This window comes from Sphingobacteriaceae bacterium GW460-11-11-14-LB5, from assembly GCA_002151545.1.
Classification (GTDB): Bacteria; Bacteroidota; Bacteroidia; order Sphingobacteriales; family Sphingobacteriaceae; genus Pedobacter.
In genome coordinates this window covers 5,258,382-5,279,591 of sequence record CP021237.1, presented here as the reverse complement: position 1 = coordinate 5,279,591, position 21,210 = coordinate 5,258,382, and the positions used below count along the sequence as shown (strand labels likewise).

General features: G+C 39.5%; 17 protein-coding genes. 8 read left to right on the top strand and 9 right to left on the bottom strand.

All coding sequences use genetic code 11. The features are described 5' to 3' along the window. Nucleotides 1-6 precede the first annotated feature (6 nt). Both CA265_21405 and CA265_21400 read left to right on the top strand, forming a co-directional pair. Nucleotides 7-831: a 4,5-DOPA dioxygenase extradiol gene (locus CA265_21405; GenBank protein ARS42074.1), complete on the top strand. Its 825-nt coding sequence runs from the start codon at nucleotides 7-9 to the stop codon at nucleotides 829-831. 282 nt (nucleotides 832-1,113) lie between these two features. Then, the gene (locus CA265_21400) at nucleotides 1,114-1,833 is read left to right on the top strand and encodes a heavy metal transporter (protein ID ARS42073.1); all 720 of its coding nucleotides are present in this window, start codon (nucleotides 1,114-1,116) and stop codon (nucleotides 1,831-1,833) included. A gap of 1 nt (nucleotide 1,834) precedes the next feature. On the opposite strand, the gene CA265_21395 is transcribed toward CA265_21400, so the two are convergent. From CA265_21395 to CA265_21385, 3 genes are all read right to left on the bottom strand, one after another. After that, nucleotides 1,835-2,311 carry a hypothetical protein gene (locus CA265_21395; protein ID ARS42072.1) on the bottom strand — a complete coding sequence of 159 codons (477 nt, stop codon included), beginning with the start codon at nucleotides 2,309-2,311 and terminating at the stop codon, nucleotides 1,835-1,837. Next, nucleotides 2,308-2,832 carry a metal-dependent hydrolase gene (locus tag CA265_21390; GenBank protein ARS42071.1) on the bottom strand — a complete coding sequence of 175 codons (525 nt, stop codon included), beginning with the start codon at nucleotides 2,830-2,832 and terminating at the stop codon, nucleotides 2,308-2,310. Before CA265_21390 ends, CA265_21395 begins: the two co-directional genes overlap by 4 nt. Before the next feature lie 109 nt (nucleotides 2,833-2,941). Beyond that, nucleotides 2,942-4,339, bottom strand: a complete 1,398-nt coding sequence (locus CA265_21385; protein ID ARS42070.1) for an aldehyde dehydrogenase family protein — start codon at nucleotides 4,337-4,339, stop codon at nucleotides 2,942-2,944. 188 nt (nucleotides 4,340-4,527) lie between these two features. Here CA265_21385 and CA265_21380 point away from each other — a divergent pair, with 188 nt between their 5' ends. The 5 genes from CA265_21380 to CA265_21360 all read left to right on the top strand — a co-directional run bounded on the left by CA265_21380 (nucleotide 4,528) and on the right by CA265_21360 (nucleotide 9,891). After that, nucleotides 4,528-5,715, top strand: coding sequence for a hypothetical protein (locus tag CA265_21380; protein ID ARS42069.1), 1,188 nt, complete (start codon nucleotides 4,528-4,530; stop codon nucleotides 5,713-5,715). Nucleotides 5,716-6,000: 285 nt separating this feature from the next. Next, nucleotides 6,001-8,280 (top strand): S9 family peptidase, encoded by a 2,280-nt coding sequence (locus CA265_21375; GenBank protein ARS43083.1) that lies wholly within the window; start codon nucleotides 6,001-6,003, stop codon nucleotides 8,278-8,280. Nucleotides 8,281-8,687: 407 nt separating this feature from the next. Continuing rightward, a complete protein-coding gene (locus tag CA265_21370) occupies nucleotides 8,688-9,320 on the top strand; it encodes an alkyl hydroperoxide reductase (GenBank protein ARS42068.1) in 633 nt (210 codons plus the stop codon). 14 nt (nucleotides 9,321-9,334) lie between these two features. Continuing rightward, nucleotides 9,335-9,643, top strand: coding sequence for a thiol reductase thioredoxin (locus CA265_21365; GenBank protein ARS42067.1), 309 nt, complete (start codon nucleotides 9,335-9,337; stop codon nucleotides 9,641-9,643). Further along, a complete protein-coding gene (locus tag CA265_21360) occupies nucleotides 9,643-9,891 on the top strand; it encodes a hypothetical protein (protein ARS42066.1) in 249 nt (82 codons plus the stop codon). Before CA265_21365 ends, CA265_21360 begins: the two co-directional genes overlap by 1 nt. Before the next feature lie 149 nt (nucleotides 9,892-10,040). Here the strand turns inward: CA265_21360 and CA265_21355 are convergent, their stop codons facing one another. The 6 genes from CA265_21355 to CA265_21330 all read right to left on the bottom strand — a co-directional run bounded on the left by CA265_21355 (nucleotide 10,041) and on the right by CA265_21330 (nucleotide 18,580). Continuing rightward, the gene (locus tag CA265_21355) at nucleotides 10,041-10,241 is read right to left on the bottom strand and encodes a hypothetical protein (protein ARS42065.1); all 201 of its coding nucleotides are present in this window, start codon (nucleotides 10,239-10,241) and stop codon (nucleotides 10,041-10,043) included. Nucleotides 10,242-11,145: 904 nt separating this feature from the next. After that, the gene (locus CA265_21350; GenBank protein ARS42064.1) at nucleotides 11,146-13,731 is read right to left on the bottom strand and encodes a phosphoenolpyruvate carboxylase; all 2,586 of its coding nucleotides are present in this window, start codon (nucleotides 13,729-13,731) and stop codon (nucleotides 11,146-11,148) included. A gap of 262 nt (nucleotides 13,732-13,993) precedes the next feature. Beyond that, nucleotides 13,994-15,541, bottom strand: a complete 1,548-nt coding sequence (locus tag CA265_21345) for an MFS transporter (protein ARS42063.1) — start codon at nucleotides 15,539-15,541, stop codon at nucleotides 13,994-13,996. An 8-nt stretch (nucleotides 15,542-15,549) separates the two neighbouring features. Next, a complete protein-coding gene (locus CA265_21340) occupies nucleotides 15,550-16,629 on the bottom strand; it encodes a secretion protein HlyD (GenBank protein ID ARS42062.1) in 1,080 nt (359 codons plus the stop codon). 8 nt (nucleotides 16,630-16,637) lie between these two features. Then, nucleotides 16,638-17,957, bottom strand: a complete 1,320-nt coding sequence (locus CA265_21335; GenBank protein ID ARS42061.1) for a transporter — start codon at nucleotides 17,955-17,957, stop codon at nucleotides 16,638-16,640. Beyond that, complete coding sequence (locus CA265_21330) at nucleotides 17,954-18,580, bottom strand: TetR family transcriptional regulator (GenBank protein ARS42060.1); 627 nt, start codon at nucleotides 18,578-18,580, stop codon at nucleotides 17,954-17,956. Before CA265_21330 ends, CA265_21335 begins: the two co-directional genes overlap by 4 nt. Nucleotides 18,581-18,691: 111 nt before the next feature. On the opposite strand from CA265_21330, the gene CA265_21325 reads away from it, so the two are divergent. Further along, nucleotides 18,692-21,202, top strand: coding sequence for a cellulase (locus tag CA265_21325; protein ID ARS42059.1), 2,511 nt, complete (start codon nucleotides 18,692-18,694; stop codon nucleotides 21,200-21,202). Nucleotides 21,203-21,210 lie beyond the last annotated feature (8 nt).

Below are 21,210 nucleotides of genomic sequence, written 5' to 3'. Positions count from 1 at the left end.
AACATGATGTCTGCACTGTCACAATTCAGGAACTTCACTCAGCGTTTGCCTCAAACGGATTTAATGCCAACGCTTTTTATCGGTCATGGCTCGCCAATGAACGGTATCGAGAACAATGAGTTTAGCCAGAGTTGGGCAGAGCTGGCCAAGAATATCCCTGTTCCAAAAGCAGTGCTGGTGGTATCGGCGCATTGGTACACTCATGGCACTTTTGTTACCGCGATGGATTTTCCAGGCACCATCCACGATTTTGGGGGCTTCCCACAAGCGCTTTTCGATGTTCAATATCCTGCGCCCGGCGATCCAAAGCTGGCCGCTGAAATACCAAATTTAATCCATTCCACTCCTGTGGGTTTAGACCACGATTGGGGTTTGGACCACGGCACCTGGACAGTTGTTAAACATATGTATCCTAACGCAGACATTCCTGTTTTACAACTCAGCATCGATTATACCAAATCTCCTGAACAGCATTACGAAATTGCTAAAGAAATTTATGCCCTCCGCAAAAAAGGGATATTGGTTATCGGTAGCGGAAATATGGTACACAACCTGCGCATGTTGAGCTGGGAAATGATTAATGGTGGCGGTTACGATTGGGCAATAGAGATGAACGATAAGTTTAAAAATTTAATTGCAAACGGCGATCATCAACCTTTAATTAATTATCGAAACTTGGGTACCGATGCGATGCTGGCCATCCCTACCCCAGAGCATTATTTACCATTAATTTATACGCTTGGCATGAAAAACGATAAAGAAGAAGTTTCTTTCTTTAATGATAAAGCGGTTGGTGGTTCGTTAACCATGACCTCAGTTTTGGTGGGGTAAGCAGGGGTTTAGGGTTTAGGGTTTAGGGTTTAGGGTTTAGGGAGGAACAGATCGTTACAGAACTTATTTTTTACCTGAAACCTTAATTTTCTTAACTCCTTAATGATGAAAAACAAAATAACGCTCTCTACCATAGAGAAAGGAGATACATAGACTTTTTGGTTTTGCTCGAAACGACGATTATTCACAGCATTCAGTACACTAAAATTCTATAAAACTTTATGATTATTCTGTAACGCTTATGGCCCTATGAAGCGGTAAATTTGTATAAAGATTTTAATCATGACACACACCTATCAACTCACCGGCATGACCTGTGGCGGTTGCGAAAATAAAGTAAAAAGTAACCTGCTCGTTTTACCAGATGTAACCGCTGTCGAAGTTTCGAAAGACACCAATTCGGCTACAATTAGTATGGATAAACACATCAGCTTAGATACACTTCAACAAGCCCTGGGCGGATCAGATAGTAAATATCAGATTTCTGCAGCCCATCACAACGAAACATTAGAAGAAGCAAAATCGTGGGCCGAAACTTATAAACCCATTTTATTAATTTTTGGATACGTTACTGCCATATCACTTGTAGTCTCCTGGCAGGGAAACAGCATTAATTTTATGGTATTTATGCGCATATTCATGGCCGGATTCTTCCTTACCTTCTCTTTCTTTAAAATGCTTAACCTGAAAGCTTTTGCAGAAAGTTATGCCATGTACGACATTGTTGCTAAAAAATTCAGCGCATGGGGTTATATCTATGCTTTTATCGAGCTTGGATTAGGATTGTCTTTTGCTTTAAACTTATCTCCTGTCACTGTAAACTGGGTTACGCTGATTGTAATGACAATAAGCATCCTTGGTGTTTTGGAAAGTGTTTTAAATAAGAAAAAGATTCAGTGTGCCTGTTTGGGTGCTGTGTTTAACCTGCCCATGAGCACCGTAACCATTGTTGAGGATGCGATCATGATTGCGATGAGTACAGCCATGCTGATTTTGATGTAAGCTATTGCCGCTTATACCTAAATTCCGATTTCCTGCTTTTACCATTAAGCTCGCCTTCAATCCAGGCGAGCATTTCAGCTTTGCCCTGATCTTGATAGACTATTCGCTGTGGAAAATCGTGCGTTTTATTTTCGAAAATATAGATTTTATCCTTGGTCGAGATCAATTTGAAACAAGTCTCTTTTCCTCCGTTCTGTCCGGTTACAGTTGAGCAATAAAAAGTCTCTTTTCCGATCTTTCTGATCTGAAGGCTTTCTGTAAGCAAACTATCGCCCTTAGCATTTATTCGATAGCTTTTGCCGTTCAGGGTTTTATCCGGATTTTGAATCCATTGTTCTACAATTTTTCCCTTCGGCGTTTGCATTTCCCACGAGCCTAGTACAAAAGCAAAAGTTTTTAATGGCGCTTTTTGCACTTGCGCATGAGTGCAAAAGCAAATCAGGATTAGCATCACGAAACTGAAGTAGGTTCTTTTCATTTTACAGTTGTATTTGTAATGTGTGTCAAATGGTGTTTTCCGTGCCAGGCATACATACCCAGCATATTTGCTAAGCTAAGTTCTTTTCCCAGGGCAGGATGAATATATTTCCTTTGGTAATCTTCGGGTTTTAATGTTTTCAAAAAAGCTACCCAGCGCAGGTGCAACGCCGTTAACAAATCGATAGACAGTTTGATGTCGCCGCCTTTAGCCTCCCCTGTTTCGGCCCAGCGTTCTTCGTAATACGGTCTGATTACGGGAATATCTTCCGTAATGGCTTGTTTAAAACGGATGTAAGCATTAATGTGACTATCAGGAATGTGATGCACCACCTGCCTTAAGGTCCATCCCTCAGGGCGGTAAGTTTGATTTAATTCCTCATCAGTTAAGTTTTCTGTCGCATTTTTAAGCTGCCCGGGCAAAGCCTCAATTTCCGAAATCCAGGTATCAATCTGTTTTTGATCGAAAATTTCAGGCATAGAAAACTGACCGATGGGGTATTTAAGCTTTTCTATATCCATAATACCAAAATAAGGAGAATTATCGATTTTATTCCAGAAATAAATAGTTGGAAAGTTACAAGTTGTAAAGTTGAGTTAACTTTCAAACGTTCCAACATTAAAACACTAACTACATCAATTTCTTCAGCCACTTCAACAAACCCATTTTTGATGCATATGGTGGATAAATCATTTTGGTTAAATCCAATTTTGACTGAAAAACCACGGCCCTTTCGTGCGAAAAAGTTTTGAAGCCGAAAATACCATGGCAACTGCCTATACCGCTATTGTTAACCCCACCAAAAGGCAAATCCGGATTGCCGATATGAACGAGCACATCATTCACACAGGTTCCCCCGGCACTGGTCTCGCTGATGATTTTATTCTGGTTTGTAGTGCTATCTGAAAAAATATATAATGCTAAAGGTTTCGCTTTCCGGTTTACAACATCAATGGCTTCCTGTAAGTTTTGGTAGGTAATAACTGGCAAAACCGGTCCAAAAATTTCTTCCTGCATAATTGCACTACTTTCAGCTACAGAAGTTAAAAGCGTTGGTGTAATGGTTAAATTTTGTTCGTCCGATTTTCCGCCAAAAGCCAATACAGCACCATCGCGAATGGCTTCTTCAATCAATTTATTTAAGCGCTGAAACTGTTTTATATTGATGATTTTAGCATAATCATTTTTGTTAATTGCTGCTTCATTGAAGAACATTTTTTGAACTGCTGCCTGATAGTACATTTCAAAATCAGCCGAAATGTTTTCTTTAATCAATACATAATCTGGCGCAATACAGGTTTGGCCGGCATTAACTAATTTACCCCAGGCAATTTTCTCTGCTGCTTTTTTTAGATCGCAGGTTTCATCTACAATCGCTGGTGATTTCCCCCCAAGCTCTAAGGTAACTGAGGTAAGATTTTTTGCAGCAGCTTCCATCACCACCTTACCAATTGCGGTACTTCCGGTAAAAAAGATATGATCGAAAGGAAGTTTTAACAGTGCGGTAGAAACTTCAGCATCGCCTTCAAAACAGGCAATTTCTTCTGCCTCAAAAGTATTTGAAATCAATTTACTGATCACGTCCGCCGTGGCGGCACTCAGTTCAGATGGTTTCAGGATTACGCAATTCCCTGCGGCTATTGCCGAAACCAACGGACTCATGATTAACTGCAATGGGTAATTCCAGGGTGCAATAATCAGGCAAACACCTTTGGGTTCGTAATAAATTTTGTTACTGGCGAAAAGATTACTCATGGTTCTGGCGACAGATTTTGGTTTCATCCAGCCCTGCAATTTTTTTATAGCATGATCTATTTCTGCGTAGGTGAAAAACAGTTCGGTTACTGCAGTCTCAAAACGATTTTTGCGCAAATCAGCTTCTAATGCCGCATATATCTCTTCTTCGGCTTTTTCTAAAGCTTGCTTCAGTAATTTTAATTTTCCAATACGGGTTTTAGCATCGGTTTTGCGCAGCTCGAATTTGTGTTTTTGCTGTAAATCGAAAACTGATTTTATCTGTTCTTCCATAATTAACAAACGTTCACAATTTTTACCATATAAACAATTTAAGGAAATATAAGGTTGGTGAGATAATATGAAACTTAAATGCTTAATCGAGCGGGTTATAATTGTGAGTTAAATTTAGTTAAAATGCATGCATTTCATTAAAAATTCATTCATTTAAAGCATATTGCAGCAAATTTTAATATTCAAAGATGAAAAGATTGTTTTTTGTTTTCGCATTCATAATTCCCCTGGTTATACATGCCCAAACCCTAAAAACAGATGTGCTGGTTATTGGCAGTGGTGATGCCGCCTATGCCGCATCTTTTCAATCGTTCAAATCGGGTGTTAAAACCATTCTCCTCACGCAAAAAGAACAACTTGATCTTAAGAAAGTTGCTGAGGGCAAGCCTGAAACAGCGACTACTTTCTATCAGGTTTTTTTAAAAAGGGAAATTGAAAATGAAAAAAGTTTGGCGGCTCCAAAACCAAAAGCAGATAAAAAGAAGCCGGTAAAAGTGACAGTAGATAGTACGCTGCTACTGAATGTAATCAACAACACGCCTTACACCGAAATTAAACGGTCAGGCAGTGGCTGGGAAGTGAAACTCACGAAAGACAAAAGTGTTAAGGCAAAAATTCTCGTACTAGCTGATAGTCCTGAAAAATTAATAGCAGCATTAAAAATTACAAGCTTAAATCCTGCTGCTTCCAACCAGTTAAATTATAACGAAAACCTGTACAGAACCTCAATAGCCAGTATTTCTTCAAATGGTGCAGGTTTTCTATCCTTGTATAACTTACTCCTCCCAAATCAGGAAAACCTTTTATATATTCCTGCCAATCAGTTTGAAATCGGACCTGCGGCTGGTGCAACCGCTGCTTATGCGGCTTTTTTCGATACGAAAACCAGCTTATCAAACCTAAAAAGGATTCAGGGCGAACTGCTCAGTTACAAACAGGCGTTGATGCCTTTTGAAGATGTAAAAATGATCGATTCTAATTGGTTAGCGATTCAAAAAGTTGGTGTAACGGGCATTCTTAAGGCCGAAATAAAACAAAATAAGGCCTATTTCAATCCGGAAAAAGAGGTTACCTATGATGAAATTAAGCAGCCGATAAAAGATTATTATTACAAGGCACAGATCTGGTTTGATGACCATCAAAATACTGCCATCACGCTAGAAAATACCATTGGCATGATTTGTTATGTGGGTAATAAATCGGTTGAGGCAACCAAAACGGAGCTGCAAAAAAAATGGAACAAAAATTACAAGTTCGTTGCTAAATACGATCTTAAAAAGGTATTAACCAGACGAGAATTTGCAGTAATCATCAACGAGTACCTCGAACCTTTTGATAAAGTGAATGTAGATAGAACCGGACAGGTAATCCGTTAACCTCACCCTATGTAAGTTAATGCAGCTACTTCTGTATTTCGTGTCCCTCTCTTCAAGGAGAGGGAATGAACAGCCTTTGCAATAAAGCATACCGTTCAGAGGGTGAGGTTGTTGTAACATTTCCATTTCCTGCTAAAATTAGCGTGTCCATTCCCTAAATTGCAGCCAAACCTAAAATTCATGAAGAAATATTTACTTTTCCTTTTGCTTTGCACGGGCGAATATGCTTTTGCACAGCAATTAGCGCCTTTAACCGTTGAGAAGATCATGCGCGATCCAAAGTGGATGGGCGTTGCACCAACTAATTTCCGCTGGACTGCAGATAGCAAAACCCTTTACTTTAACTGGAATCCTGAAAATAAAGCTAAAGAAGAATTATTCAAAGTTTCAGCAACCTCTACCAAACCCGTTAAAGCGGCAGAAAAGGAAGATGAAAAGCTTTTAAGTTTAAACTACACCTATAATACTGATCGCTCACTTGGTTTAACCGAAAAAAGCGGCGATATCTACTTACAGAATTTCAAAAGTAATAAAGAAACCCGTTTAACCAGTACACAGGAAAGAGAAAGTAGCCCGCTCTTTTTAACCAATGGAAATATTGTTTATCAATTGGGCGATAATTTATTTGAGGTTGATTTAAAATCAGCCGAAACCAAACAATTAACTAATTTTATTAAAGGCAAAAAAGCCGGAAGACCAGAAATCAAACCGGTTACCGAACAGGACAAATGGCTGAAAGCACAGCAGACCGAACTGTTCGATATCATTAAAAAGAGAAATGCTGAAACCAGAAACAGTTCGAGGACAGGAAGAGGCCGTTCTGGTGCCGCCGCCGGGGATACCAAACCATTGAAAGAACTTTATACCGAAGATAAATTTTTAAATGGCGTAAGCATTAGTCCGGATGGGCGCTTCATTACGTATAAGCTCACCACTCCGGCGCAGAATAACCACGGGACTATTGTTCCAAACTATATTACTTCTTCGGGTTATACGGAAGATATTGCGGGAAGAACCAAGGTTGGCGAAAACGAAAATGTCTCACAGGGTTTTATATACGATACCCAACGAGATACCCTCTATAATATTCAAACATCAACCATTCCAGGGATTAAAGACCTGCCTGATTACCTAAAAGATTACCCAAAAGAACTGGATACCCTAAAAAAGAAAAATGCAGATCGGCCTGTAAATTTTTTCGGTCCGCTTTGGAATGATAATGGGAGTACGGCAATTGTTGTCGCAGCTTCTACCGACAATAAAGACCGCTGGATTTTAAAGCTAGATGCCTTAACTGGTAAATTTTCTTTAATAGATCGTCAGCGCGATGAAGCCTGGATAGGTGGTCCCGGCATTAGTGGTTTTTACCAGGGCAATAGCGGATGGATAGATAACAACCGTTTCTATTACCAAAGCGAAGCTACAGGATATTCTCACCTTTATACGGTCAACATTGCCTCTGGCGATAAGAAACAACTTACCTCTGGCAAATGGGAGGTACAATCTGTTCAACTTTCTAAAGACAAGAGTACATTTTATCTTAAGACAAATAAAGAGCACCCCGGCATTACAAATTTTTATAAAATCAGTGTAAACGGTGGTGAACTTGTTCAGATTACCGCCATGAAAGGTTTGAATGAGATTACCCTCTCTCCTGATGAAAAATACATCGCCATCAATTATTCCTTTATGGATAAACCTGGTGAGTTGTATCTTCAGCCGAATAAGGTGGGTACCAAAGCGGAGAAAATCACGCAATCTACCTCTGCCGAATTCAATTCTTATAAATGGCGTCAACCGGATATGGTGAGCTTTAAAAACCGTTATGGTGCTGATGTGTATGCGCGGGTTTATAAATCAGATAATCCGCATCCAAACCATCCTGCTGTAGTTTTTGTCCACGGTGCAGGTTATCTTCAAAACGTTCACTTTGGCTGGAGCACTTACTTCCGCGAGTTTATGTTCAATAATTTACTGGCTGATAATGGCTACACAGTAATCGATATCGATTATACCGGAAGTTCTGGTTATGGTCGCGATCACCGCACAGGCATTTACCGCCACATGGGTGGAAAAGATTTAACCGACCAGGTAGATGGCGTTAAGTTTCTGGTTGAAAAATATGGTGTTAATCCTCAGCATGTTGGTTTATATGGCGGCTCTTATGGTGGTTTTATTACCTTGATGGCCATGTTTAACGAATCAGATGTTTTTGCAAGCGGCGCCGCTTTACGTTCGGTTACCGATTGGGCACATTATAACCATGGTTATACTTCAAACATCTTAAACGAACCATTTAACGATCCGATTGCATACAAAAGAAGTTCTCCTATCTATTTTGCTGATAAGTTAAAAGGCAACCTTTTAATGGCGCACGGAATGGTTGATGTGAATGTTCATTTTCAGGATATTGTTCGCATTAGCCAACGTTTTATAGAGCTAGGCAAAAACAATTGGGAACTCGCCGTTTACCCTGTTGAAGATCACGGCTTTATTGAGCCCAGCAGCTGGACAGATGAGTATAAAAGGATATTTAAACTGTATGAGAATACGTTGAAGAAGTAACCTCCCCCAACCCCTCCTTGAGGAGGGGAGCTGGACACTACCATAAAGACTTCCTGATTAAGTTATTCGGGTTCTAATCACCTACTCCCCTCCTGTTTTAGGAAGGGGGTGGGTCATAAAGCGCCAGATATAATACTACCCCAATAACCACTGGTTTTTGTTAAATAAACCCGACAGCAGTGATTCCGATTCTTCATCGGAAGTAACGGATGGCGGGACTGCAGACGTTAAAAGCATCCCTCATTCATTTCCAAAACCTCTGAATAGAAGCCGACTATACATCTTAAACACAATATAGTTTTCATCTATATCGTTATCAATAAATACAATTAACAATTAGTGAATCGGGGTTGATTGACATCTGTTTTAGCCTTACCTTTGCAGCACAAAATTAAAGACAAAAAATTATGGCAATAGTAGGTAAAAAATTCCCGAGTGTTAGTATTGATGCAATGTCAGACATGGGTGATGACTTGAAAATCAATGTATTTGAAGAAGCTGTAAACAAAAATAGCAAAGTGTTATTGTTCTGGTATCCAAAAGATTTTACTTTCGTTTGCCCTACAGAATTACACGCTTTCCAAGCTGCTTTACCTGAGTTTGAAAAAAGAAATACAATTGTAATCGGTGCATCTTGCGATACAAACGAAGTTCACTTCGCATGGTTAAATACACCGAAAGATAACGGCGGTATTGAAGGTGTTACTTATCCAATCTTAGCAGATACACACAGACAACTATCTGGCATCTTAGATATTTTAGATCAGGAAGTTAACTACGATGAAGAAGGAAATGAATCTTTCTCAGGATCAAATGTTTCTTTCAGAGCGACTTATTTAATCGACGAAACTGGTAAAGTTTTCCACGAAAGTGTTAACGATATGCCGCTAGGTAGAAACGTTAAAGAATATTTACGTTTAATCGATGCTTATGCGCACGTTCAAAAACATGGCGAAGTTTGTCCTGCAAACTGGGAAGAAGGAAAAGAAGCGATGAACGCAAACAGAACTGGCGTAGCTGAATATTTAGCTGCTAACTAATTAAATAAAACGTTATGTTTTTAGAATTAACAGAAGACAATCTTCAACAGTATTTAGCCGATAACTCAAAGGTAATGGTTCAGTATGCTGCATCCTGGTGCGGAAACTGCCGGATCATGAAACCGAAGTTTAAAAAACTGGCTTCAGAAAATGAAGATGTAGCTTTCTTGATTGTTGATGCCGAAAAACTTCCAAACTCACGCAAATTTGCAAACGTTGATAATTTACCAACTTTCGCAGCTTTTGAAGGCGGTAGCTTGGTAGATCAGGTGCAAACCAACAAAGCAGAAGGTTTAATTGAACTATTTAACAAGATAAAGTAATGAAGATTCCGGTTATAAGACAATTATTTCAAAACACCACTCCGGCACAACTGGAGACAACTCTTGAGGTTTTAGAGGCTTTCTGTGAGTTTAGAGGGGTTAGCGAACACGAAGTTGATGTTGCAGGCGAAATGATTACCAATATTTGCGGTGCCTTAGAAGTACATCAAATGGTAAGCGAAGGTGCTGCCGAAAAGGATGCATTAAATGCTTTCGGCCAAAAGGTAATGGGTTCGATTGATCGGTAATCGTCTTAAAGCTTAATCTGGCTTTTTCGAAATATAAAATCCCTCGTTGATGAAAAAATCAGCGGGGGATTTTTGTTTGTTTTTTTACTTCTCGTCATGCTGAATTTATTTTACAAGTAGAAATAGTATTTTCAATTGCCTTGTAGCTACTACGTGGTCAGCATCTTTCCTGTTATTAAAACATAAATACCTATTAAGTCTTGAATCTTTTTTTTGAAAAGCAAGGTTCGGTTTTCATCGGTTAAGGTAGTCCTGCTGTACATTTTAGTCCCGATTAAAAAATCAGGAGCTGCCATTTCCATCAGGTTTATGTGGCCAGGTTTGTCATGCTGAGCGCAGTAACAATCCAACAAAATGGAGTGAGCATGATTAAAATTTAATTGATACTTTTAGATTATGAACACGCTGCTCAAAATAGGAGAATGGTCTTGGACAATAATCTTCGGCGGCATCATATTAATGGAACTCATGATGATTGCGAATCATGAGCTACGTTTTTACAGATCTCATATTTCATTACTGCTATTTATTATCCTTTTGTTCTTTCATCGTAACTGGTTATCGTGGCTATTTATGGTTTTATTATGCGTCTATGGCCTTTATGACTTATTTGTTTATGCACCTACAGCAAGTGATGCAACAAGAATGGATTTTGGGTTTAGAACGTGTTATTTCTGCTATGAAAACATACGGATCAAACGCATTTGTTATTTTGCTCAACTTTCGCCATTTCTATTTTACTTCTTTACACTGATCTTTTATTTCACAAAACCTGTTAGAAAAAGATATTTTAACCCTGATAGCTTGAAACATTCTTCTTCATTATAAAAAGGTCTATGAGGACACAGACCTTGGAGTATATTTTAACTTATTATGTTGGTCGGGATTTAAAATCCCGACCTCTGAGCTTTGGATTTATAATCCACTCTCATAAGGATTACAAATCCTTTACTCTTAAATCGGGATTGCAAATCCCGACTAACGAAAAATCCCTCGTTGATGAAAAAATCAGCGAGGGATTTTTGCTTGTTTTTTTACTTCTCGTCATGCTGAATTTATTTTACAAGTAGAAATAGTATTTTCAATTGCCTTGTAGCTACTACGTGGTCAGCATCTTTCCTGTTATTAAGACCCTGAACTGAATTCAGGGTGACGCCCGAATATTTCTAACAAAAAAAGGTCTGTGAGGACACTGACCTTGGATTATATTTAAAACATCGCAGTTTTATGAAACCTGGAGCTTCGTTTTAAATATTAAGCTAAATTCCTACCTGCATTTACAATACCAAATACCGTTCTTACTGCAAGCTTTTCTAAAGCCTGCTGGTCTTTCTCGTTCTGATTGTGCTGCAGTTTCTCTAAAGCAAAATGCTGAATGAGTACCAGTGGTAAAATAATTTTTTCGCGGGTGGCGATCGATTTTTTATCTACCGGATAATTCGCCATTAATGTTGGCTGTCCGGAGAGTTTTAAAAGCATCTCCTTCGCTAATTCGAATTCGTTGTGTAGTTGAGTCCAAAAAGCACCAAATTCTTTATCTGCGGCTAAATGCGCCGTAATGGTAAAGTCTGATTTGCTCATACTCATCATACAGTTATCTACAATGGTTTTCAGGTAATCAGAGTCCTGGTAAACTTTAACTACTTTATCCCAATTACCAGCTTTTTCCTGGTTTTTCAACGCTGTTCCCATTCCATAAAAACCAGGAACGTTTTGTTTCAGCATACTCCAGGCCGTAACAAAACTAATAGCCCTTAAATCTTCGAGTTTCATCTCACCCCCACCATTTCTTTTTACCGGACGACTACTAATGTTCGCCTGCGACAAAAGTTTTAAAGGAGACAATTTTTCTAAATAACTCACAAATAACGGATGCTCACGCAAATCGACAAAAACCTTATAACTTTCTTCAGCCATCTCATCAAGCAGGGTTTTATTTTCAGGATCTAAAAGAATATTGTGTTTCTCTTTCAATCCAGAGGTTAATCCGGCATTGATTAATTGTTCGATATTAAATTCTGCACTTTCTACAGATCCGTATTGTGAACTAATTGTCTGTCCCTGAACGGTTAACTGCATGTTTTTATTGGCAATTTCTTTACCCATTGAAGCGTAAAAACGGTGTGTTTTACCTCCGCCACGTGCAGGCGGTCCTCCACGGCCATCAAAAAAGGCCAATTGAATATTATGTTTTGCAGCAACAGCCGATAGAGAGGTTTTTCCGTTAAAAATAGACCAGTTGGCCATTAAATAACCACCATCTTTGGTACTGTCAGAATAACCAAGCATAATATGCTGTTTATTTCCACGGCTGGCCAAATGGGCTTTATAAAATGGATTACTGTAAAGCGTTTCCATAATTGCCGCGGCTCCTTTTAAATCGTTAACCGTTTCAAAAAGCGGCACAAAATCAATCGTTAAGGATTCTTTACTCCAGCCATTCCAAAGGAAAAGCTCAATCAATTGCAAAATATCGCTTGCTTGCTGGCAATTACTGATAATAAAACGGTGACAGGCTTTTTCACCATTACGGCTTTGAATGCCTTTAATTTCTTTGATTACTTCGATTGTATCCTTTGTCAGGGCATCGGGCTCGCTTGCGTAAACAATGGTTGCCTCTTTAAAAGAAATTAAAGCTAATTTCTCTGCTTCTGATAGCTTATCATAATCAGCAGGATATAAAGAAGATATTGGTTTATTGGCGCGGCAGTAAGCATGTACATTCCTCAGCACACGGCTATCCTGACGGATATCAAGTGAAGCAAAGTAGTTGCCATACAAATCTATTTTACGGATCAGATCGTTAACCAAATCAACAAATAAACCATCGTGTTCGGCCAGCAATGTTTCCTTAATTTTATTTAGGTTATCCCTTAACTCGTTAGAAATATCATGGAGCTCGCAAGTTTGATCGAAAGCATTCAGATACAATACATCATGTAGTTTTGCGATATTCTCTTCAACGCCTCTAAAAGTAATGCGGCGTTTAATTACCCTGAAATCGCGGTAATAACAACGGAACAGGATCTGGCGCAACATTTTAGAAACCTCCAGGGTGGTATCGGCATGAATGTTCGGATTTCCGTCTCTATCGCCTCCTGGCCAGAAACCCAGCTCTAAAATTTTCTTGGTTTCCAGGTTGTATTCATCCAGGTTCTGATCGATCTCTTCCTGTATGTTCGCAGCAGCAAAGTAAAATGTATTCTCCAGGAACCAGGCAAGGTTTAAGGCCTCATCAACCGGTGTTGGCGATTTTTTATTAAAAAACGGCGTTTTACCCAATTGCTGCAATAACGAGTTCATCGAAGTAAGGTCGTTATCACGAATGGCTTTGGTTAAATCGGTAATAATGGCCAATACACTTCCCGGATAAAACTGGGTTGGGTGTGCAGTTAGAACTAAACGAAGCGAAAGTTCATCAATCAATTTCTCAATTTTTGATAACACGGGTTTGTTATCGGCATTCTTTTTTAAGATGAATGCCAGTGTACTCTGCTCGTCAGTCGTATTGAGTTTGGTAAAAGAAGCATCTTCTACGGCATCAAAGAGTACCACCTGACGTTCGATATACTGGATAAAACGAAAGAGCAGGTCAACAATATCTTTGCGCTCGGTATAACTGGTATACTTGGCGAAAAATTCTTCGATAATCTGTGCAGGTTTTTCTCCGTTTGCAATGCCTTCTTCACAGCTCTTAAAAAATAGCGGAAGCAGGGTTCCGGTGTCTTTAATTTTGTAAAAAGGCAAGGTGAGAAATAAACTGTTAAATAGTTCGAATTTTGAGATGACCTCATTATTAAAAATAGATTCTCGTTGCGTAGTTAAACGAAGTTTAGGCATAGCTTATGCAATAGTTTTGTATACCGTAATACTACAAAAAATGCATAAGGTATTAAAATTCTAAGGCTTACAATTTGGAAAATTGTAGAATAAATTTTAATTTTAGAATCTTATTTGGCCACTATGTGGTTAAGTAAGAACATTTGCAATGTTTAAGGGCATTGCATTGATTGTTAATTTTTTGGGTTAAAACAGCCGATGTAATAAAATACACCGGCTGTTTTTGTTTTTTGCCATTTTTTATGGCATTTCTTTGCAAATTTTAGTGCACATCGGCAGGAATGTTTGCATTTTTCTTAAACTTTTGAAGATACAGCAGTGGAATGGAGAACAACATGATCAATCCTGCAACCCAATATGCATCGTCATAAGTAAGTAACATGGTTTGTCGGGTGACAATTCCTTCCATCGCTTTTGCAGCCATAATTTTAGCATCGAACAGCGTTTGTCCTTTTGCCATAAAACCTTTGATTAAACCGTTAAAACGATCAACAAATGGCTGGTTATAATCATTTACATTCGACAATAAAACGCTTCTGTGGAAACCTGAACGAATGTGGATTAACGTCGTTAACGCAGCGATACCAAATGAACCGCCCAACTGGCGCATCATATTGTTCAGACCTGAACCCTGGCCAATTTCTGGTCCTTTCAGATCCTGGATGGCCAATGTTGTTAATGGTACAAATAATAAGGCCATACCCACACCCCTGATAACCAATGGCCAGAAGAAATCGCCAGTTCCTGATTGTAGCGTCGAATTGCTCAACATCCAACAGAAAATAAAGAATGCAAGCATCCCGAACGTAGCCATAATTTGTGCTGGAACACCTTTTTTAAGCATAATACCAATAAAAGGCATCATGACAATGGTACACAAACCACCTGGAAATAAGATTTCTCCGGTTTGTAAAGGCGAAAATCCTAACAAATTCTGACAGAATACCGGAAATACGAATACAGAACCATATAAACCAAAACCTAAAATAAATGAGGTAAACATACCCACAGAGAAACTTCTGTGTCTCATAATTTTAAAGTTCACAATCGGGTGGTCGGTGGTCATCTCTCTCCAAATGAAGAGCAACAAACCAAATACCGATGCAACAGCCAATGCGGTAATGTATGGTGTAGCAAACCAGTCTTCGCTCTCTCCTTTTTCCAATAAGGTTTGTAAACTACCTACTGCAATAGCCAATAATGCGATACCCCACCAATCGACAGGTTGCCCCTGCCCTGATTTCGGGGTTGCCCGAACAAAGGTGTACGTACAGTAGGCCGCGAGTATTCCGACGGGAATATTTACATAAAAGATCCAGGGCCACGAACTGATTTCCAAAATATATCCACCGATGGTTGGGCCTACAGTTGGTCCAACTACTGCACCCAGACCAAACAAGGCGGTTGCAATACCCACATCTTCACGTGGCCAGGTTTCAATTAAAATAGCTTGCGCTGTTGATATTAAACCACCACCGGCCAAACCCTGAATAATCCTGAATAAAATAAGCTCATTCAATGACGTAGCGTTTCCGCATAAAAAGGAAACTAATGTAAAAACGATGATGGAGGTAAGAAAGTAATTTTTCCTGCCGAATCGGTTACCCAACCAGCCCGACATTGGCAATACGATAACATTCGCTACCGCATAGCCGGTAGAAAGCCAGGCCACATCCTCAAGGGTTGCGCCCAGGTTTCCCTGTATTTGTGGAATTGCCACGTTTACGATAGTCGTATCAATCAGCTCCAATAAAGAAGCTGTGATTACCGTAAACGTAATAATCCACTTTTTTAAACCTACTTCGGCCATTTTAAATATTATTTAGTAGATACTGATGCTTTAACGCTCATACCTGGGCGTAACTTAGCCAACAGTTCTTTTGATGGATGGATTTTGATTTTTACCGGAACGCGTTGAACAACTTTAACAAAGTTACCGGTCGCATTATCAGGAGGTAATAAAGATCCTTTTGCACCAGTAATTGGCGAGAAATTATATACTTCACCATGGATTTTTTCGTCTGGATAAGCATCAACCTCGATCTCAACTTTAGATCCTTCTTTAATTTTCTCTAACTGTGTTTCTTTAAAGTTTGCGGTTACATAAATGCTTCCGTCATTCACGATAGAGAATAAAGATTGACCAGCCTGAACCAATTGTCCTTTTTGAACATTCTTTTTAGATACAATACCGGTTGCAGGGGCTTTGATATCGGTATAGGATAATTGAAGCTTTGCAAAATCGATATCGCTTTGACGCTGGCTGATTACATTGCTGCTCACCGCTAACTGCGATTGCGTAGTACCAACCTGTTTAACCGCAGCATTGTATTGATCTTGCGCTGCGCGGTATGCTGCCAGGGCAGATTGTCTTGCTGCTTCTGCAGACTCCTTATTTGCTTTAGCCTGATCGAAAGCCTGTTGTGTGATCGAACCGTCTTTCACCAGGTTTTCATAACGGTTATAATCTTTCTGCGCTAGATTTACTTTAACATTTGCAGCCTGAACATTTGATTTTGCTGCATCAACGTTTGCTTTTGCAGTACCCGTATTCGCCTGGGTAGCCACAATTTGCGATTCAGCCACACCAACACCTGCGCTCGCCCCTTTCTGACCAGATTGGGCCTGTTCTAATTTAACTTTATAATCGTTGTCATCAAGTTTCACTAAAATCTGTCCTTCAGTGACGTGTGTATTTTCTTCAAAATTGATATCCTTTACATAACCGCCAACACGTGCAACAACCGGACTGATATCACCATCAATCTGCGCATCATCCGTATCTACGTGTTTGCTATAATAATTCCATTCTGTAATCCCGAAGATTATGCCTATTACTAGTAAAACGCCTAAAATGATGGGTACTACTATGTTCTTTTTTTTCTTTTCAGTTGTCATTGCTGTATTTATTGCGTTATTTTTCCTGTTGATTTTAGTAGGGTATAGTAAGCCAAACCTGCGTCTGCTTTAGCTATCTCTAAGTTTATTTTTGCCTGGTACAATAAAGTTTCTGCATCGATACGATCAGTAACCGAAGCCACATTGTTTTTGTATTTAGATGCCAATAACTTATCGTTTTCGGTTGCCTGGGCAATTGAAGTTTCCAATACCTGGATTTTGTTCATCGCCACCTGGTATCCCTGGAAGTTTTTGTTGATATCTGTTTTTACCTGATCAGATAAGATATCTTTCTGAATGGTAATTGCACTTTGCTGAATTTTCGCTTCGCTTACCTTGTTTTTGTTTGTCCAAAGGTTACCGAAATTCCAGGAAACGGTTGCACCTAATGTAACAGGCATTAAATATTGGTTTGTTGGCGGGATAAAATTGCCACTTGGGTTAATGTAATATAAGTTAGCACCAACACCAACGGTAGGCAGCGTATTTGCTTTAATGGTTTTAATGTTAAAATCGGCAACTTTGTTTTGCACATCAAGTTGTTTTAACTCCTGGCGATTAGCCATTGCCTGGCCAATGTATTCGTTTAACGAGCCCGGCGTTTTTAAGCCGGCGGTTGGATCAACAATTTTAACTTCGGTATCTTCTGGTAAACCCAAAAGGATATCTAAATTGTAGTTGATCACTTTACGGTTACTCTCGATATCCATTTGTGTTAGCGTAACATTTGCCTGTTGCAATTGGAAACGCAACACATCGTTTTTGGTTACAATGCCTTGTTCGAAGAAACGTTGTGCCTGTTTAATCTGTGCAGCAATTGATTCTAAATTCTGATCAACCACTTTTCTGCTCTGCAATACTTTGTATAAAGCGTAATAGGTATTGATTACTGCATAAGTGATTTCTTCCTTGCTTTTATCGGCATCTAAACGTGCTACGTCAGCCAATAACTTTGTCGATTCTTTTGCGTATCTTAATTTACCCCCGCCGTACACCAATTCCTGCACTGCTGCAGTTCCGACAAAAGCATCGGCTCTTTTAGGCAGGTGGAAAGAGGATTCGCTACCTGGTAATGTAAAAGTAGTGGTGGGTATTTCAGCATGGTTGTACATGAAACTTGCATTTGCTGTTGGCAAAACATTGTCTTTTACAACTTCAAGCTGCGCTACCGCCTGATCGATTTTATTTTGGGAAAGTTTTAAGTTTTTACTGTTGGCTATGCCGAGTTCTATTGCCTGATTGATATTTAATTCCTTCGCACTTTGTGCAAATAAGGCTGCAGGAATTAATGATGCCACAAGCATTAATCTAATTGATTTTGGGATCATTTTTTTGTTGTTAAATAAACGGTTGTTAGATCTTGTAAGTGAGCGATTGCCCGGTCTCTGATAATTTTTTTGTCTTTCGGATTGTTCAGATCGAAGTTAGAACAAGGCATTACCTTATTCGGCGCAATAACGATATTGGTAATGGTACCCATAATCGTCGCAATTACCATCCGTACATCTACTTTGTTAAAACTACCATCTTCAATTCCACCGGTAATAATGCGATCGATCAGCTGCATATTATGACTCATGGCATCTTTAATCTTATCGTACATTTCGGGCCTTTGGGTTAAAGAAAGTTCGCGGTGCATCATTTTATGGAATGCCGTGTTATTCAGGATTCTGTTTACGTATCCTTCTATCACCCTGTGCAATTTCTCCAATGCCGAAATCTTATCCTCATTGATGATTTTTAACTGAGAGGCAAAACTTGCAATACGCTCGTTCATGATCTCTACAAAAACCCCTTCTTTAGAACCGAAATAATAATTTATCATCGCCATATTCGCTCCAGATTCTTTGGCAATCTGGCGGGTAGAAGTTCCCTCATACCCGGTCTCGCAGAACAGCTTTTCTGCTGCCTCAAGAATGGCCTGTCTTTTATCTACTTTTTCTGTTTTCATTTCTTTTTTGACGACACAAAATTAATCAAACGATTGATTAATTTCCAAATGTTTACCTACTTCTTTTACATTATCTTGATAAAACCCTAATTTTAAATGAAATAATCACTCATCATAATGAAAAATAAGTTCTTCCTGGCCTTAACCTTCTCGTTTGTCTTATGCTTCTTATGTTCATTTATGGCTGTCCAGCGAAAAATTCAACAAAGCTGGATCAGGATTAATTTGCTGGGTTACCCTACCGAAAGCATTAAAGTTGCCGTGTGGGCAAGCAAAACGGGTGAGCTACCTGCCAAATTTGAGATTATCACAAAAGAGACCAACCAGGTGGTTTATACCTCAACCAATATTAAAAGTTTTAGCCATTATGGTCCTTTTAGCCAAACGGCCCGATTAAATTTCAGTGATTTTAAAAGTAAAGGAAGTTTCTACCTTAGGGCAAATGGTATTCTTTCTCCCCTATTGCTCATCAATAATAACGTTTATGAGGGTGCTGCAGATTTCTGCTTACAATATATGCGCCAGCAACGAAGTGGTTTTAATCCCTACCTGAAAGATAGCTGCCATACGCATGATGGCTTTGTTTTATATGGCGCTAAAGCTGGCCTTAAAGACAGTACACATATTGATGCTTCCGGTGGCTGGCACGATGCAAGTGATTACCTGCAGTATTCAACCACCTCTGCCAATGCGACCTATCATTTATTAATGGCTTATCGCGATTTTCCAAAAGTCTTTAACGATCAGCAGCTGGCCAATGGTTTAGACGGAAAAAACGGAATTGCTGATGTGCTGGACGAAGCAAAATGGGGTTTGGATTGGTTGCTGAAAATGCATCCCCTGAAAAACATCATGTTTAACCAACTGGCCGATGACCGCGATCATATCAGCATGCGGATTCCGAAAGAAGACAGTCAATATGGAAAAGGTTTTGAGCGCCCACTCTATTTTATTACCGGCGAACCGCAGCAACGCGGTAAGTTTATGAATAACACCACCGGTACATCTTCTACAGCCGCTAAATTTACGAGCGCTTTTAATTTGGGCTCGGTTTTATTTAAAGGGCGTGATCGTGCTTACGCCCAAACCCTTGCTAAAAAAGCCAAAACGGCCTATATATTTGCATTACAAAAACCTGGGGTAACACAAACTGCATCCGTAAAATCGCCATACATTTATGCTGAAGACAATTGGGTTGACGATATGGAACTGGCCGAAACCTCATTCAATTTCGGAAGAGAAAAAGCCGATCAAAAGAAAATAAAACTGGCCTTAAACTATGCCCGGCAAGAAAGCACCACACCCTGGCTACAAAAAGACACCGCAGCGCATTATCAATATTATCCATTCATCAACCTTGGTCACTACGAAATTGCCCGGCAAGATTTAAAAGACAGAACAGCTATTAATTATTATCAGGAAGGAATAAAGCAAGTTTGGAACCGCGCAAAAAACAACGCTTTTTACCGTGGTGTTCCTTTTATCTGGTGCAGCAACAATTTAACCGTTTCTTTCGCCATACAATGCCATTGGTATGCAACCTTAAGTGGCGATAAAACTTATTCCGAGCTTGAACAAGCCAATTTCGACTGGCTTTTTGGTTGTAATCCATGGGGAACGAGTATGGTTTACGGCTTGCCTCAATGGGGAGATACACCAGCCGATCCGCACTCGGCCTTTACCCATTTAAAGAATTATCCCATAAACGGCGGATTGGTTGACGGACCCGTTTACACCAATATTTATAAAGGTTTAATCGGGATCAAGCTCAATGATAGTGATGAATATGCTGACTTTCAGAGCGATCTGGCTGTTTACCATGATGATTATGGCGATTATAGCACCAACGAACCCACAATGGATGGAACCGCATCGCTAATCTATTTACTGGCAGCAAAAGAAGCACAGGCTTATCCCCTGGCCGACCATAAAACTTACAGCTACGGCGCCATCATCCGGGGCGATTCTACCCAAAAGAAAATCTACCTGGTTTTTACAGGTGACGAATATGCGGATGGCGCTGAAACAATAAGCAAAGTGCTGGCGCAAGAGAAAGTTAAAGCGTCTTTTTTTCTTACCGGAAATTTTTATCGGAATCCAAATTTTAATTCATTGATTAAAAAACTAAAGAATGATGGTCATTACCTCGGCCCGCATTCTGACCAGCATTTATTGTACTGCGACTGGAATAAACGCGACAGTCTCCTGGTGACCAAAACAGGTTTCGAAACCGATTTAAACAAAAATTATCAGGCAATGGCAAATTTTGGGATTAACAAAGAAGCGGCAGGCTATTTTTTACCTCCCTACGAATGGTATAACCAAACCATCGCCGACTGGGCAAAAGCACAGGGCCTGCAACTGATTAATTTTACTCCGGGCACACGATCCAACGCCGATTACACTTATCCCGAAATGGGGAAAAGTTATCGATCGAGCGATGAGATATACAGATCGATTACTGCTTTTAACGAAACCAAGCCCAATGGTTTAAATGGTTTTATCTTGTTGCTGCACATCGGTACTGATGCCCGAAGAACTGATAAATTTTATAACAGGCTGGCAGAATTGATTACTTATCTGAAAAGGGCTGATTATAAATTGGCTAGAATTGATAATTAATTAGAATA

What these genes read in the sequence shown, in the direction of transcription:
- CA265_21375 (ARS43083.1), top strand. Translation starts at nt 6,001, where the DNA reads ATGGGCGTTGCACCAACTAATTTCCGCTGGACTGCAGATAGCAAAACC.
- CA265_21360 (ARS42066.1), top strand. Translation starts at nt 9,643, where the DNA reads ATGAAGATTCCGGTTATAAGACAATTATTTCAAAACACCACTCCGGCA.
- CA265_21390 (ARS42071.1), bottom strand. Translation starts at nt 2,832, where the DNA reads ATGGATATAGAAAAGCTTAAATACCCCATCGGTCAGTTTTCTATGCCT.
- CA265_21345 (ARS42063.1), bottom strand. Translation starts at nt 15,541, where the DNA reads ATGGCCGAAGTAGGTTTAAAAAAGTGGATTATTACGTTTACGGTAATC.
- CA265_21395 (ARS42072.1), bottom strand. Translation starts at nt 2,311, where the DNA reads ATGAAAAGAACCTACTTCAGTTTCGTGATGCTAATCCTGATTTGCTTT.
- CA265_21340 (ARS42062.1), bottom strand. Translation starts at nt 16,629, where the DNA reads ATGACAACTGAAAAGAAAAAAAAGAACATAGTAGTACCCATCATTTTA.
- CA265_21350 (ARS42064.1), bottom strand. Translation starts at nt 13,731, where the DNA reads ATGCCTAAACTTCGTTTAACTACGCAACGAGAATCTATTTTTAATAAT.
- CA265_21365 (ARS42067.1), top strand. Translation starts at nt 9,335, where the DNA reads ATGTTTTTAGAATTAACAGAAGACAATCTTCAACAGTATTTAGCCGAT.
- CA265_21370 (ARS42068.1), top strand. Translation starts at nt 8,688, where the DNA reads ATGGCAATAGTAGGTAAAAAATTCCCGAGTGTTAGTATTGATGCAATG.
- CA265_21380 (ARS42069.1), top strand. Translation starts at nt 4,528, where the DNA reads ATGAAAAGATTGTTTTTTGTTTTCGCATTCATAATTCCCCTGGTTATA.
- CA265_21330 (ARS42060.1), bottom strand. Translation starts at nt 18,580, where the DNA reads ATGAAAACAGAAAAAGTAGATAAAAGACAGGCCATTCTTGAGGCAGCA.
- CA265_21335 (ARS42061.1), bottom strand. Translation starts at nt 17,957, where the DNA reads ATGATCCCAAAATCAATTAGATTAATGCTTGTGGCATCATTAATTCCT.
- CA265_21400 (ARS42073.1), top strand. Translation starts at nt 1,114, where the DNA reads ATGACACACACCTATCAACTCACCGGCATGACCTGTGGCGGTTGCGAA.
- CA265_21405 (ARS42074.1), top strand. Translation starts at nt 7, where the DNA reads ATGTCTGCACTGTCACAATTCAGGAACTTCACTCAGCGTTTGCCTCAA.
- CA265_21385 (ARS42070.1), bottom strand. Translation starts at nt 4,339, where the DNA reads ATGGAAGAACAGATAAAATCAGTTTTCGATTTACAGCAAAAACACAAA.